The organism is Comamonas sp. 17RB (genome assembly GCF_030056555.1).
GTDB classification, from domain to species: Bacteria; Pseudomonadota; Gammaproteobacteria; order Burkholderiales; family Burkholderiaceae_C; genus Comamonas; species Comamonas terrigena.
The window spans coordinates 252,076-266,329 of sequence record NZ_JASHHY010000003.1 but is presented as its reverse complement, the minus strand read 5'-3'; the positions used below and the strand labels follow the sequence as shown (position 1 = coordinate 266,329).

Annotated in this window: 14 protein-coding genes; 10 read left to right on the top strand and 4 right to left on the bottom strand. The window is 65.4% G+C overall.

The window, feature by feature from the left end:
* Window positions 1-143 precede the first annotated feature (143 nt).
* From bfr to QM470_RS07500, 3 genes are all read right to left on the bottom strand, one after another.
* A complete protein-coding gene (bfr, locus tag QM470_RS07510; RefSeq protein WP_280010610.1) occupies window positions 144-620 on the bottom strand; it encodes a bacterioferritin in 477 nt (158 codons plus the stop codon).
* 168 nt (window positions 621-788) lie between these two features.
* On the bottom strand, window positions 789-2,024 hold the full coding sequence (locus QM470_RS07505; protein WP_283338761.1) for an MFS transporter: 1,236 nt from the start codon (window positions 2,022-2,024) through the stop codon (window positions 789-791).
* A 103-nt stretch (window positions 2,025-2,127) separates the two neighbouring features.
* Complete coding sequence (locus QM470_RS07500) at window positions 2,128-3,159, bottom strand: GlxA family transcriptional regulator (RefSeq protein ID WP_283338760.1); 1,032 nt, start codon at window positions 3,157-3,159, stop codon at window positions 2,128-2,130.
* Window positions 3,160-3,313: 154 nt separating this feature from the next.
* On the opposite strand from QM470_RS07500, the gene lgt reads away from it, so the two are divergent.
* The 4 genes from lgt to QM470_RS07480 all read left to right on the top strand — a co-directional run bounded on the left by lgt (window position 3,314) and on the right by QM470_RS07480 (window position 7,635).
* On the top strand, window positions 3,314-4,147 hold the full coding sequence (gene lgt, locus QM470_RS07495) for a prolipoprotein diacylglyceryl transferase (RefSeq protein WP_283338877.1): 834 nt from the start codon (window positions 3,314-3,316) through the stop codon (window positions 4,145-4,147).
* 221 nt (window positions 4,148-4,368) lie between these two features.
* Complete coding sequence (locus tag QM470_RS07490) at window positions 4,369-5,802, top strand: malonyl-CoA decarboxylase (RefSeq protein ID WP_283338759.1); 1,434 nt, start codon at window positions 4,369-4,371, stop codon at window positions 5,800-5,802.
* A gap of 15 nt (window positions 5,803-5,817) precedes the next feature.
* Entirely contained in the window at window positions 5,818-6,837 is a 1,020-nt protein-coding gene (locus QM470_RS07485) for a Bug family tripartite tricarboxylate transporter substrate binding protein (protein WP_066535488.1), read from the top strand.
* 18 nt (window positions 6,838-6,855) lie between these two features.
* A complete protein-coding gene (locus tag QM470_RS07480) occupies window positions 6,856-7,635 on the top strand; it encodes an enoyl-CoA hydratase/isomerase family protein (RefSeq protein WP_283338758.1) in 780 nt (259 codons plus the stop codon).
* Window positions 7,636-7,831: 196 nt separating this feature from the next.
* Here the strand turns inward: QM470_RS07480 and QM470_RS07475 are convergent, their stop codons facing one another.
* Window positions 7,832-8,275 carry a universal stress protein gene (locus QM470_RS07475; RefSeq protein ID WP_066535476.1) on the bottom strand — a complete coding sequence of 148 codons (444 nt, stop codon included), beginning with the start codon at window positions 8,273-8,275 and terminating at the stop codon, window positions 7,832-7,834.
* A gap of 108 nt (window positions 8,276-8,383) precedes the next feature.
* Here QM470_RS07475 and QM470_RS07470 point away from each other — a divergent pair, with 108 nt between their 5' ends.
* The 6 genes from QM470_RS07470 (at window position 8,384) to ccoP (ending at window position 14,198) form a co-directional block, all read left to right on the top strand.
* A complete protein-coding gene (locus QM470_RS07470) occupies window positions 8,384-10,828 on the top strand; it encodes a heavy metal translocating P-type ATPase (protein WP_502846814.1) in 2,445 nt (814 codons plus the stop codon).
* Window positions 10,828-10,965, top strand: a complete 138-nt coding sequence (gene ccoS / locus QM470_RS07465) for a cbb3-type cytochrome oxidase assembly protein CcoS (protein ID WP_279999227.1) — start codon at window positions 10,828-10,830, stop codon at window positions 10,963-10,965. Before QM470_RS07470 ends, ccoS begins: the two co-directional genes overlap by 1 nt.
* Before the next feature lie 63 nt (window positions 10,966-11,028).
* Complete coding sequence (ccoN, locus tag QM470_RS07460; protein WP_066535472.1) at window positions 11,029-12,468, top strand: cytochrome-c oxidase, cbb3-type subunit I; 1,440 nt, start codon at window positions 11,029-11,031, stop codon at window positions 12,466-12,468.
* A gap of 15 nt (window positions 12,469-12,483) precedes the next feature.
* On the top strand, window positions 12,484-13,107 hold the full coding sequence (gene ccoO / locus QM470_RS07455) for a cytochrome-c oxidase, cbb3-type subunit II (protein WP_283338757.1): 624 nt from the start codon (window positions 12,484-12,486) through the stop codon (window positions 13,105-13,107).
* Window positions 13,108-13,119: 12 nt separating this feature from the next.
* Window positions 13,120-13,257, top strand: coding sequence for a cbb3-type cytochrome oxidase subunit 3 (locus QM470_RS07450; RefSeq protein WP_066535464.1), 138 nt, complete (start codon window positions 13,120-13,122; stop codon window positions 13,255-13,257).
* A 26-nt stretch (window positions 13,258-13,283) separates the two neighbouring features.
* On the top strand, window positions 13,284-14,198 hold the full coding sequence (gene ccoP, locus QM470_RS07445) for a cytochrome-c oxidase, cbb3-type subunit III (RefSeq protein WP_066535461.1): 915 nt from the start codon (window positions 13,284-13,286) through the stop codon (window positions 14,196-14,198).
* Window positions 14,199-14,254: the final 56 nt, after the last annotated feature.

The following is a 14,254-nucleotide window of genomic DNA, read 5'->3' as shown; positions in this document are numbered from 1 at the left end:
GTGGTGCCGCGCCATCTGCGGATGGCTGCAGCGGCCGCGCCATCCAGAGCGGCTTGAACCGGATCTGCGGGCATAAAAAAAGCTCCCGGATCGGGAGCTTTGTGCAGGGGGCGCCGGGCGGGAAGTCCGGCGGTGTCCTGGCCTCAGGCCACTTCGCCCATCTGGCTTTGCAGGTAGTTGGGCAGGCCGACACGTTCGATCAGACCCAGCTGCTTTTCCAGCCAGTAGGCATGGTCCTCTTCCGTGTCCTTGAGCTGGGCCAGCAGCAGGTCGCGGGTTTGGTAGTCGGCGTGGCGTTCGCACAGGGCCATGGCGGCACGCAGGTTGTTGCGCACCTGGTACTCGACGGCCAGGTCCTTGCGCAGCATGGCTTCCACGGTGTCGCCCGCCTCGAAAGCGTGGGGGCGCATGTCGGGCTTGCCACCCAGGAACAGGATGCGGCGCAGGATGGCGTCCGCATGCACGGTCTCTTCTTCCATCTCATGGCCGATGCGGGCAAACAGGCGCTGGAAGCCCTGGTCTTCGTATTGGCGGGAGTGGATGAAGTACTGGTCGCGTGCTGCCAGCTCGCCGCGCAGCAGTTCTTTCAGGCAGTCAATGACTTCGGGATGGCCTTGCATATTGTTCTTCTGTGAGAGTGGTAATAGACCAAGTATCCTGCGTCTGCAAGGCTTTCCCAAATCGGTGCAGGAGAATTCCCACGCAAATCCGTTCTGTATGCGGGCGCTAAGCACTCGCATTCGCATTGGGGATGGGCAGCGGGCCCGTGGGGTGGCGAAGGCACGGGATCACGGGGTGCGCAGAGGGGCAGGCATGGCCAGCGCGCCAGGGCGCAGCCACCAGGCCATGGCGCACAGCACCGGCAGCATGGCCCAGTTGACCGCCTGCCAGCCCAGGCTCTGCACCAGCACGCCCGATGCCAGCGACATGCTCGCCGCCACCGCGCTGTTGCTCCATTCCATCATCGGCTGGGCCACGCTGCGTTCTTCGGGCCGGTAAGCCTGGGTCAGCAAGGTGGTGCCGGCCAGCAGCAGCAGGTTCCAGCCCGCACCCAGCAGCAGGGAACTGGCCAGGTACTGCGACTGTGACTCGCCGGTCAGCGCACAGAAGGCGCTGGCTGCCAGCAGGGCCACGCCCAGGCCCGCCACGCGGCGGGCGCCCCAGCGGTCCAGCGCCGCGCCGGCCCACAGCGACGGCACGAACATGCCCAGCACATGCCACTGGATGACGTGGGCCGACGCCTCCAGCCCATGGCCGTGGCCGTGCATGGCCAGCGGTGTGGCATTCATCACCAGAATCATCAGCCCGTGGGCGCACGCCGTCAGCAGCAGGGCCTGGCGGATGGCCGGGCGTTGCCACAGCGTGCGGCGGGTGGTGATGGCTGCATGCTCCATGACCGAGGCCGTAGTCTGCGTTGCCACCGCAGCCACCGGTGCAGCAGATGGGGGTGGGGTGCGGGAGACGGGCATGGCTTGCAGCACGGCCCAGGCCGTGGCGGCCAGCAAGGCCAGCACCAGGTAGGCGCCTGCCAGCGGCGTGGCCAGCAGGTGGCGGCTGTGCAAGGCCAGCGTGGGGGCGAGCAGGGCTGCTGCAATGCCGCCGGCCACCACCCAGGCGGCTGCACGCCCTTTGTGGGCCGGGTCTACGCCTTCCAATGCCGCAAAACGGTAGTAGCCGGCCGATGCCTGGTAGGCCCCCACCAGCAGCACCCCCAGGTTGAGCAGCACAAAGCTGTGCCAGTGGATGCTGGCGGTGCAGACCAGACCGCCCGCCACGCCCAGCAGCGCACCGCGCTGCAGACCCTGGCGCGGGCCATGCCGGGCCATCCAGCGGGCCATCGGTCCTACGGTCAACAGGCTGCCGGTCACCAGCAGGGCCAGGGGCAAGGTGGCCAGCAGCGGCCAGGGGGCTAACTGCTGGCCCACCAGGCCGGTCAGTGTGATGCCGATGATGGAGCAGCTCCAGTACAGGGCCTGGGCAGTGCTCAGCACGGCCAGCGTGGGGTAGCGGTGTGGCAGCAACATGGGGGAAATCTCCGGAAACAGGGAAAGGCAGGGATGCGGCAGCCCGGCAGTCCGGGGACCGCCGCTATCGCACAGGAGGAGGGAGCTATGGAGTGAAGGGGGCTCAGCCCGCACCAAAGCGTTCGGCAAATGCCTGCGGGCTGATGGCCAGGTGGCGCTGAAAGCTGCGGCGCAGCGTCTCCGGGTGGCCAAAGCCGCACAGCCGTGCCACGGTCGCCACGGAGGCCTGGCGCTGGCTGAGCAGGGCGGTGGCGGCTTCCAGCCGCACGCGTTCCACATAGCGGGCGGGGGTGGTGCCCAGCTCGCGCTGGAACACGCGCGCCAGCGTGCGCGGTGGCAGGCAGGCCTGGGCGGCCAGCTGTTCCACCGTCAGGTCCTGGGCGATCTGGCTGGGAATCCATTCCAGCAGCTGGGTCAGCCGGGGGGCGTGCTGCGTCTCGGGGGCCAGCAGGGGGCTGAACTGGGCCTGTCCTCCGGGGCGGCGCATGAACATCACCAGATGGCGCGCCACGGCCAGCGCCAGGGGGCGGCCCAGATCGGCCTCCACCAGGGCCAGCGCTAGATCGATGCCGGCGGTGACGCCGGCCGAAGTGAAGCGCCGCGACTGGACCGGGTGTGCCGGGTTGTAGGTGTGCAGGCAGTCGCTGTCGATCTGGCTGGCCGGGCTGCACTGGCGCAACTGGGCCATGCGCAGCCAGTGTGTGGTGGCGTGCACGCCGTCCAGCAGGCCGGCATGGGCCAGCACCAGCGCACCGGAGCAGACCGAGCCCAGGCGCTGCACCTGCGTGGCGGCATGGCACAGCCAGTCGCGCAGCGCACGGTCGGCAGCGGCCGCGTCGGCACCATCCCCGCCCGGGACCAGCACGGTGGTGGCAGGGTGCAGCGGCACATCGCGCCAGCCGCAGTCGGCATGCAGCCGCAGCCCGGACGTGGTGGCCACCGGGCCCGCAGCCTGGGCCGCAAACACCAATCGGTAGTACGGCGGCAGGCCATGCCGGGCGCGTTCGTCGTTGGCCGTGGCAAACACCTGCATGGGGCCGGTCACATCCAGGCTCATCACGCCCGGGTAGAGCAGGCACAGCACCTGGTGGCTGTCGGTGGCGGGCAGGGCCGGGGCGTTGGTGTGGGCAGGCATGGCGGCAGTGTGCGGTGCCTGGCAGGTGGCTGCAAGGACATGCTTCCCACCTTTTCTGCCAATCTGTGCCAACCGCTGTCTTTTTTCCCATCGGGCCATTGCTGCGGCTGGGCAGTGCGGGATGTGGCCCATGGGGTTACAGCGCTGCGGCACAATGGCCGCCATGCTGATGTATCCCCAGATCAATCCCGTGGCCCTGCAACTGGGGCCGCTGGCCATCCACTGGTATGGCCTGACCTACCTGGCTGCCTTCGGGCTGTTCTTTTGGCTGGGCACGCGCCGCCTGCGCCACCCGCCGTTCAACCGCATGCAGAGCGAGACCGCCTGGTCGCGCAAGGATGTGGAAGACATCCTGTTCCTGGGTGTTCTGGGGGTGATCGTGGGCGGGCGTCTGGGCTACTGCCTGTTCTACAAGCCCGGCTTCTACCTGGCCAACCCGCTGCAGGTGTTTGCGGTGTGGGAAGGCGGGATGAGCTTCCACGGCGGTCTGCTCGGGGTGGTGGGGGCCATGCTGTGGTTTGCCCATTCGCGCAAGCGCCACTGGCTGCAGGTGGCCGACTTTGTGGCGCCCTGCGTGCCCACAGGGCTGGCGGCCGGGCGCCTGGGCAATTTCATCAATGGCGAGCTGTGGGGTCGCTTTGCCAGCCCGGATCTGGCCTGGGCCATGGTGTTCCCGCAAAGCGGTTCCATGCAGCCGCGCCACCCTTCGCAGATTTACCAGTTCCTGCTGGAAGGGCTGCTGCTGTTTGTGCTGCTGTGGCTGTATGCACGCAAGGAGCGCCGCCAGGGGCAGGTGGCTGCGGTGTTCCTGCTGGGCTATGGCGCTTTCCGCTTCATTGCCGAGTACTTCCGCGAGCCCGACGATTACCTGGGTCTGCTGTCGCTGGGCATGAGCATGGGCCAGTGGCTGTGCGTGCCGATGATCGTGGCTGGCGTGGCGCTGTGGCTCTGGTCGGAGCGCACCCAGCCGCTGCCGCAGAAGCTGTGACCGCTTGGCGACAATTTGTTGCCTAATTTGTTTCTGGGGCGCTCTGTTCCTGCGTAAGATGCTATGGTTGTGGTAGTGATGACGGCGTAGGTAGTGTTGCGGACTTGCCTCCGAAGTGACCGCTACGCTGCCGATCTGCCACCCATAATGGATACGCGCATTGCCCCGCATGCAAAAGCGGTGGTGGTGCGCTACAGCCAATGCCTCGCAGGATCGCCTCCATGAACGTTGCTTCCGAATGGTTCTCGCGCAGCATGTCCTTGCTGCGCAAATCTCCCCCGGCTACCGAAGCAGGTGCCGACACCGTCCGCCCGCTGGCGCAGCGCCTCAAAGCCACGCTGCGCCGTGGTGCCGAAGCCAATCCTCCCCATGTGTTGCGCAAGTTGCTGGAAGATCTGCGTGCTGCGGCCGATGAGCAGGTCAGCGAGGTCGAAGGCGCGCGCCACGCCAAAGAGGTGATGGCCTGGTACGCACAGGCCACCGCCGCGCAGCGCCAGGACCTGTGGCTGCTGCTGTGTGAACTGTTTGGCCCGGATGCCCAGCGCATCGAAGCGGCCCGCGCCCAGTACGAGAAAGCCAAGACCCCCACCGAGCAAGGCCAGGCCGAGATTGCCCTGCGCAAGGCGCTGGTGTCGGCGCGCACGCGGGTGCTGCAGCGCTTTTCCGTGCCCGAAGGCGGCATGCGCTTTCTGGTGGACCTGCGTGCCGAGCTGCTGGCCTTGCCCAAGAGCGACAAGCGCTTTGCCGCCCTGGATGCCGAACTGGAATACCTGTTCTCCACCTGGTTCGATGTGGCGTTTTTGGAGCTGCGCCGCCTGAGCTGGGATTCGCCCGCCTCGCTGCTGGAAAAGCTGATCCAGTACGAGGCGGTGCACGATATCCGCAGCTGGGCTGATCTGAAGAACCGCCTGGACAGCGACCGCCGCTGCTACGGTTTCTTTCACCCGCGCCTGCCCAACGAGCCGCTGATCTTTGTGGAGGTGGCGCTGCTGGACCACATGGCCGCCAGCATCACGCCCCTGCTCGACGAAACGGCCGCGCCGGTGGATCTGACCAAGGCCACCACGGCCATCTTCTATTCCATCAGCAACACCCAGACCGGTCTGCGTGGCGTGAGCTTCGGCAATTCGCTGATCAAGCATGTGGTCGAGACGCTGCTGGCGGAGTTCCCCAAGCTCAAGCATTTCGCCACGCTCTCGCCCATTCCCGGCCTGCGTGGCTGGCTGTCCAAGCAGGGCGATGCGCTGCTGGCGCAGTGGGACGACAAGCGCCACCAGGAAGTGGCCAAGGCGCTGAAGACGCAGGCCCCTGTCAAGGTGGCCGACCTGATTGCTGCCGCCGACGGTGCGCTGGAGTGGAAGGAAGATGCCGTGCTGCGCAAGGCACTGGCCTGGTGCGCGGCGCAGTACCTGGCCAAGGAGGTCAAGGACAGCCGTCCGCTGGACCCGGTGGCACGCTTTCACCTGGGCAACGGCGCCCGGGTGGAGCGCTTGAACTGGGGTGGCGATCCATCGACCAAGGGTATGAAGCAGGCGTTCGGCTTGATGGTCAACTACCTGTACGACCTCAAGCGCCTGGACAAGCACCGCGCCCTGCTGGCGCAGGGCAAACTGCCGGTGTCGGCCGAGATGGAATCTCTGTGCAAGGGTAAATGACCATGGGGTGGATGCATGCCTGAGCTAGATCGCCTGCGTCGACAGCTGCTGGGAGCACTGGGCGCCGCAGGCATCGGTACCGTCGCCCCGGCGTGGGCGCAAAAAACCGCGCCGCTGCCGCCTGCTGTGGGCCGCTGGCCGCAGCAGGAGGTGGAGCTGACCGTGCCGTTTCCGGCCGGCGGCAATTCCTCTTTGCTGGGCAAGACCATGGCGCGCCAGTTCGCCCGGGAGACCGGTCAGCCCATGCGCCTGGAATACCGCGGCGGTGGCGGCGGCACGGCCGGCGCCACCTACGTGGCCAAAGCCCCGGCCGATGGTTCGCACCTGTTGATGGGCGGCGTCAGCATGCTGGCCTCCCGCGCGGTGCAGCTGCAGCTGGACGTGGACCTGTACGAGGATTTCGCGCCGCTGGCGCTGGTGGCGCAGATGCCGCTGGTGCTGCTGGTCAGCCCGCGCCGACTCAATGTGCGCACCTGGCCCGAGCTGCTGGCCGAGCTGCGGCGCAAGCCCCAGCGCTACCGCTATGCGTCCGCGGGCATTGGTACCTCCAACCATGTGGCCGGTGAATGGTTCAAGCTCGAGACTGGCGCCTTGCTCGAGCATGTGCCCTACAAGGGCTCGGGGCCTGCCATGCTGGATGTGGCGCAAGGCAATGTGGAGCTGATGCTGGACGGGCTGGCGTCGGCTCTGCCGCACCTGCAGGCGGACCGGCTGCGGGCGGTGTTCGTCACCGGCCCGCAGCGTTCGCCGCTGCTGCCCGATGTGCCCACGGCGCACGAGCTGGGCCTGGACGATTTCCAGTCCATGCCCTGGTATGGCATTTTTGCCCCCAGAGCCACTCCTGCTTCCGTGCAGGCGCGGGCCATCGAGGTGTTCCGCAGCATGGCGGGGGCGCCCGCAGTGCAGAAGGAGTGGCGGGCCATGGGGGCCACCTGGCCGGGGCTGTACGGCCCGGAATTCAAGCAGTTTCTCCAGGACGAGATGAAGCATTGGGCGCGCATTGTGCGGGAGACCGGCGCAGCGGCGCGGCCCTGAGATACCGAAAGCACCACCATGACAGGACAGATCACGCTGCGCCCCTGGAGCGCGCAGCCGCAGCATGCCGGCATCTGGCGTGTGGGCATCGACCACCCGGGCAAGCTCAATGCCATGTCGCGCGCCATGTGGGTGGCGCTGCGCGAGACCCTGCAGGCCGTGAATGCCCGCAGCGATGTGCGCTGCCTGGTGGTGCAAGGGGAGGGCGCGGCTTTTTGCGCCGGTGGCGATATCGCCGAGTACCCGGGCTTTCGCTTTGACGAGGCGCAGCTGACGCATTTCCACGAAAGCGAAGTCTGGGGCGGCTTGCAGGCCTTGCTGGACTGCCCGGTGCCGGTGGTGGCCGCGATCCGCGGTGCTTGCATGGGGGCCGGGGTGGAAATCTCCAGCTGCTGCGATCTGCGCGTGGCGACCGAGGACGCCAAATTCGGCGCACCGATTGCCAGGCTGGGCTTTCCGATGGCGCCCCGCGAACTGGAGCTGGTCGGGCGGGAAGTGGGCAGCATGGTGGCGCGCCGCATGCTGCTGGAAGCGGCCGTGTTTTCTGCCGCCGAGATGGCGCAGCACGGTTTTCTGGGACCGGTGGTGGCTGCGGAGCAGCTGGACGCCGTGGTGCAGGCCACGGCCGAGAAGGTGGCGGCCTTGTCGCCACTGGCGGCGCGCCTGAACAAACAGGCGATGCGCAGCCTGGCCCAGGGCGGGGTGCCGGCGGTGGTGCAGCCCTATGCCTATGCCGATGATGCGGAACACCGCGAAGGTATCCACGCTTTTCTGGAAAAGCGCAAACCGCAGTTCTGACCGGGTGTGGTGCACGGGGTGCAGGGTGTGTGGCGGCATCGCCGCAGCCTGCTGCTGCTGCTACTGCCGCAAAGCAAGCACCGAACAACCTGCACGAAGCAAGCAATAAACAAGCAATAAACAAGCACCAAAGGGGCCGCATGCGGCCCCTTTGTCACATTAAGGCCGCATTAGCGACCCAGCAGGGGTCTGCGCCTTAGCGCAGCACCAGCACGGGAATCTGCGAGTGCGTGAGAACATGCTGCGTCTCGCTGCCCAGCAGCAGGCGCTTGAGGCCCTTGCGGCCGTGCGAGGCCATCACGATCAGGTCGGCTTTTTGCTTGGTGGCTGCCGACATGATGGCTTCGGCCACGAGGTCGGACTTGGCAATGCTGGTCTTGACCGTCACGCCCACGGCTTTGCCTTCGGCCTTGACCTTGTCCAGCATGGCTTGCGCCTGTTCGGCCCACTGCGCCTCGATGCGCTTGATTTCGGCGTTGTCCACGGTGACACCACCTTCCAGATAGCTGCGCGGATAGCGGGGAACCACTTTCAAGGCCACCAGCGAGGCACCACAGAGCTTGGCCAGCGACAGGGCGTTGGCGACAGCTTTGTCGGAAAGGGGGGAGCCGTCGGTGGCCACCAAAATGCGTTCGTACATGAGTTATCTCCTTAATGGCAAGTGGACAGGTCAAAGCTTAGAGCGATCGCCAAGGGTGGTCTTGATGCACATCAATACGCTTATCATCGCGCCCATTACGCTTGAACCATGTCCCACGAAACCCTGAATCCATCGCAGGCAATGGAGCGGACCGTGCTTGATTCAGGCCGCCTGGAGGTCCCCGGCAACATCGCCCTGCTCGATGATCCGCTGGAGTGGGGCTCGTTCGGGCGCCCTGCAGGTGCGCCCGCTGCGCAGGCCGACGTCGCCGATCCGCTGCAGGTTCCCCTCTGGGAATCGAACGTGGTGCTGGGCGGCATGCACTGCGCCACCTGCGCGCTGACCATCGAGGAAGCCTTGCGCACCGTGCCCGGCGTGCAACGGGCCGATGTCAGCGGCTCCACCCACCGCGCCAAGGTGCAGTGGAACCCCTCTCTGGTACGCCCCTCGCAATGGATGGCGGCCATCCAGAAGGCGGGCTACGGGGTGTTGCCTGCGCGCGACGCCCATGCGCGCGAACTGCGCCAAGCCGAAAACCGCCGTGCACTGTGGCGCTGGCTGGTGGCCGGCTTTTGCATGATGCAGGTGATGATGTACGCATGGCCGGCCTATGACGCCAAGCCGGGCGATCTGACCTTGGAGATGGAAACCCTGCTGCGCTGGGCTTCGTGGGTGATCTCCATCCCCGTGGTGCTGTTTGCCTGCGGCCCTTTCTTTCGCAGTGCGTGGCGCGATCTGCGCACGCGCAGCATCAGCATGGACCTGCCGGTGGCGCTGGGCATGCTGATCACCTTTGTCGTCAGCTCCATGGGCACCTTCGATCCGGCGGGCCCGTTCGGCAAAGAGGTCTATTACGACTCGCTGACCATGTTCGTGTTCTTCCTGCTGTCCGGCCGCTGGCTGGAGTTGCGCCTGCGCGACAAGACGGCCGGTGCACTGGAGGCGGTGATGAACCGCCTGCCCGACAGCGTGGAGCGCCGCCTGCCCGATGGCGGCTGGGAACGGGTGACGGTGCGCCGGCTGCAGGCCGGCGATGTGGTGCGGGTGCTGGCGGGAGAGGCGTTTCCCGCCGATGGACAGTTGGTGCACGGCCAGACCCACGCCGATGAAGCGCTGCTGACCGGGGAGTCCACGGCCGTGCGCAAGGTGGTGGGCGATACGGTGACGGCCGGCAGTTTCAACCTGGGTGGCCCGGTCGAAGTGGCCGTCGACATGGTAGGCGCGCAGACTCGCTTTGCCCAGATCGTGGAGTTGATGGAAAGCGCGGCTTCGCAAAAGCCGCGCCTGGCGCAGCTGGCGGACCGTGTGGCCAAGCCCTTCCTGGTGGTGGTGATGCTGGCGGCACTGGCCGCCGGCGTGTACTGGTGGCCCAGCGACCCGGGCCACGCCATGATGGTGGCGGTGGCCATTCTGATCGTGACCTGCCCCTGCGCGCTGTCCCTGGCGACGCCGGTGGCCATGCTGTCGGCGGCGGGCAGCCTGGCGCGCCACGGGGTGCTGGTGCGCAATCTGCAGGCCCTGGAAACCCTGGCCGAGGCCGATACCCTGGTCTTCGACAAGACCGGCACCCTGACGCAGGACGGCATGCGCGTGCTGCAGGTCCAGCCTGCTGCCGGGCAGACAGCTGCACCGGTGCTGGCGCTGGCGGCCCTGGTGGGTGCGCAGTCGGTGCACCCGGTGTCGCGGGCCGTGGTGCAGGCGGCGCGTGAACAGGCGGCGGATGCGCCGGGCTGGACATTGCTGGAGGCGCAGGAAGTGGCCGGTGCCGGCATGCGTGCGCGGGTGCAGGACCCGCAGGGCGTGGTGCATGCGCTGCGCCTGGGGTCCTGGACGTTTGCAGGTCAGGGCCAGCCCCAGGATGGCCGCCAGTGCGTGTATCTGGCGGCCGAGCAGGGCAATGCGGCCGTGCAGCCCTGGGGCTTTCTCGAGTTGAGTGAAGGTCTGCGCCCCGAAGCGCAGGCTACCGTGGCCGCGCTGGCGCAGGCTGGCATGGAGATCCACCTGCTTTCCGGCGACCGCGACGCGGCCGTGCAACAGATGGCGCGCGCCTCCGGCATTGCCCATGTGCAAGGCGAGTGCTCGCCGGAAGACAAGCTGGATGCCCTGCGGGCGCTGCAGGCCCAGGGCCGGCATGTGGCCATGGTGGGGGATGGCCTGAACGATGGCCCGGTGCTGGCAGGCGCCCATGTGTCCTTTGCCTTTGGCCGCTCCGTGCCGCTGGCGCAGTCCCGTTCGGATTTTGTGGTGCTGGGCGATGACCTGAGGCTGATTGCCCAGACCACCTTGCTGGCGCGCAAGACGCTGCGCATCGTGCGCCAGAACCTGCTGTGGGCCGCCGGCTACAACGCGCTGAGTATTCCCCTGGCGGTGATGGGCTGGATGCCAGCCTGGCTGGCCGGGCTGGGCATGGCGCTGAGCTCGCTGCTGGTGGTGCTCAATGCGGCGCGCCTGACCCGGCAATTACCTGTTTTGCATACCTCGGATGCAGTGGCTGAAAGTGCACAGCGTGCTGTGACTGCGCCGGCTGCGCCCCCGCTTTTTGGAGTCCGTTGATGGACATTCTGTATTTACTCGTTCCTCTCTCAGTGGCACTGGTGCTGGCGATTCTGGCGGCCCTGTGGTGGGCGGTGTACCGCGGTCAGTTTGAGAGCGTGGAGCAAGAAGGGGAGCGCATTCTTCGTGACGATTGATGATCGTCAACACACCAAAACACGAAACGGTGAACACTTCCAGTGCTAATTAAGAGGTACCCGATGGATTCTCTAAAAACTAATGCTGTCCATTACGACGATACAGTTGTTCGGCAGTTTTCAATCATGGCCGTGGTATGGGGGGTGGTTGGTATGGCAGTGGGCGTGCTTGTCGCGTCCCAGCTGGCCTGGCCCGAACTCAACTTCGGTATTCCCTGGCTGAGTTTCGGCCGTTTGCGACCACTGCATACCAATGCAGTGATTTTTGCGTTTGGTGGCTGTGCGCTGTTCGCGACCAGCTACTACGTGGTGCAGCGAACCTGCCACACGAAGCTTTTCTTGCCCAAACTGGCAGCCTTCACCTTCTGGGGTTGGCAACTGGTGATTCTGCTGGCCGCCATCACGCTGCCGCTGGGCTACACCTCCGGCAAGGAATATGCCGAGCTGGAGTGGCCCATCGACATCCTGATCGCAGTAGTGTGGGTGGCCTACGCCGTGGTGTTCTTTGGCACCATCGGCATCCGCAAGGTCAAGCACATCTATGTGGCCAACTGGTTCTTCGGCGCCTTCATCATCGCCGTGGCCCTGCTGCACATCGTGAACAGCGCCGCCATCCCGGCCGGCCTGCTCAAGAGCTACTCGGCTTACGCCGGTGTGCAAGACGCCATGGTGCAATGGTGGTACGGCCACAATGCCGTGGGCTTCTTCCTGACCGCAGGTTTCCTGGGCATGATGTACTACTTCGTGCCCAAGCAGGCAGGTCGTCCCGTGTACTCGTATCGCCTGTCGATCGTGCACTTCTGGGCCCTGATCTTCACCTACATGTGGGCGGGTCCTCACCATCTGCACTACACCGCGCTGCCGGACTGGACCCAGTCCGTGGGCATGCTGTTCTCGCTGATCCTGCTGGCTCCCAGCTGGGGCGGCATGATCAACGGTGTGATGACCCTGTCGGGCGCCTGGCACAAGCTGCGTGACGACCCCATCCTGCGCTTCCTGATCGTGTCCCTGTCGTTCTACGGCATGTCCACCTTCGAAGGCCCGATGATGGCCATCAAGACCGTGAATGCCCTGTCGCATTACACCGACTGGACCGTGGGCCACGTGCACTCCGGTGCCCTGGGCTGGGTGGGTCTGATCACCATGGGCTCGCTGTACTACCTGGTGCCGCGCCTGTTCGGCCGCGAGAAGATGCACTCCGTGCCTGCCATCGAGCTGCACTTCTGGATGGCCACCATCGGCATCGTGCTGTACATCGCTGCGATGTGGATTGCCGGTGTGATGCAAGGTCTGATGTGGCGCGCTGTCAATCCCGACGGCACCCTGACCTACACCTTCGTGGAAAGCGTGAAGGCGACCTATCCCTTCTACGTGATCCGTGTGGTGGGTGGTCTGCTGTACCTGGCCGGCATGCTGGTGATGGCATGGAACGTCTGGATGACTGCGATCTCGGGCCGTGCCGTCAAGGTGCCCGTGGTGGCCGTGAACCCCGCACACGCCTGATCTTGAGGAGCCAATATGTCTGCATCTAATAACAAGGGCTTTTCCCACGAGAAGGTGGAAACCAGCAACTTCCTCATGATCGTTCTGATCCTGCTGGTGGTGGCGGTGGGTGGCCTGGTGGAAATCGTGCCGCTGTTCTTCCAGAAGTCCACGACGGAAGCCGTGCAAGGCGTCAAGCCTTATGCGCCGCTGCAGCTGATGGGCCGCGACGTCTATCTGCGCGAAGGTTGCTACAACTGCCACTCGCAGATGATCCGCCCCTTCCGCGCTGAAACCATGCGCTACGGCCACTACTCGGTGGCAGGCGAGTTCGTGTACGACCACCCCTTCCAGTGGGGCTCCAAGCGTACCGGTCCCGACCTGCACCGCGTGGGCGGCAAGTACAGCGATGAATGGCATCGCATCCACCTGAACAACCCGCGTGACGTGGTGCCCGAGTCCAACATGCCTGCGTACTCGTGGCTGGCCACGAGCGCGGTGGACCATGCCGTGGTGGCACAGCGCATGAGTGCACTGCGCAAGGTGGGCGTGCCTTACACCGACGAGGAAATCGCTGGTGCCGAGGAACAAGTCAAGGGCAAGACCGAGATGGAGGCCGTGATCGCCTACCTGCAAGGTCTGGGCACCGCACTGAAGTAAGGGGAGAGGGTCATGGATATCACCACCATGCGCATCGTGGCCACGCTGGCGTCGCTGGCGTGTTTCGTGGGCATCTGGTGGTGGGCTTATGCCCGCCGCAACCAGACCCGATTCGAAGAGGCGGCCATGCTGCCATTTGATCAAGACTGATTTCTCCACCAGAACGAGAACATCCCATGAGCGATTTCGTAAACAATTTCTGGTCGGTCTACGTCTCAGGCATCACCATGGTGGGCATCCTGGCCTGCCTGATCCTGCTGTTTGTCACGGCCCGTAAGAAGGTGGTGTCGGACGAAGACAACACCACCGGCCACGTTTGGGACGAAGACCTGCGTGAGCTGAACAACCCCATGCCCCGTTGGTGGATGTGGCTGTTCATCATCACCGTGGTCTTCAGCCTGATGTATCTGGCGATGTACCCTGGCCTGGGTTCGTACACCGGCAAGCTGCAATGGAGCCAGACCGGCGCCTACGACAAGGAAGTCGAGAAGGCCAAGGCCGACCTGGAGCCGCTGTATGCACGCTTCACGGCCATGTCGACCGAAGACATCGCCAAGGACAGCCAGGCCATGGCCATCGGCGAGCGCCTGTTCATGAACAACTGCGCACAGTGCCACGGCTCTGACGCACGCGGCGGCAAGTCCTTCCCCAACCTCACCGATGGCGACTGGCTGCACGGCGGTACCCCCGACCGCATCCACGAAACCATTGCCAAGGGCCGTATTGGCATGATGCCGCCCCAGGCCGAGGCTGTGGGTTCGCCGGAAGACGTGCGCAACCTGGCCCACTATGTGCTGAGCCTGTCGGGCAGCCCCCACGATTCCGTGAAGGCTTCGCTGGGCAAGTCCAAGTTCACCACCTGCGCAGCCTGCCACGGCATGGACGGCAAGGGCAACACCATGCTGGGTGCGCCCAACCTGACCGACGATGTCTGGTTGCACGGCTGGGGTGAACAGGCCATTGTGGACATGGTCACCAACGGCAAGATGAACCAGATGCCTGCCCAGGAAGGCAAGCTGACACCGGCCCAGATCAATGTGTTGACAGCCTATGTGTGGAATTTCTCGCACAAACAGGGATCGGCAAACTGATCCTCGATGAACGAGGCGGCACGCGAGTGCCGCCTTTTTTCATTGGCGAGTTGAGA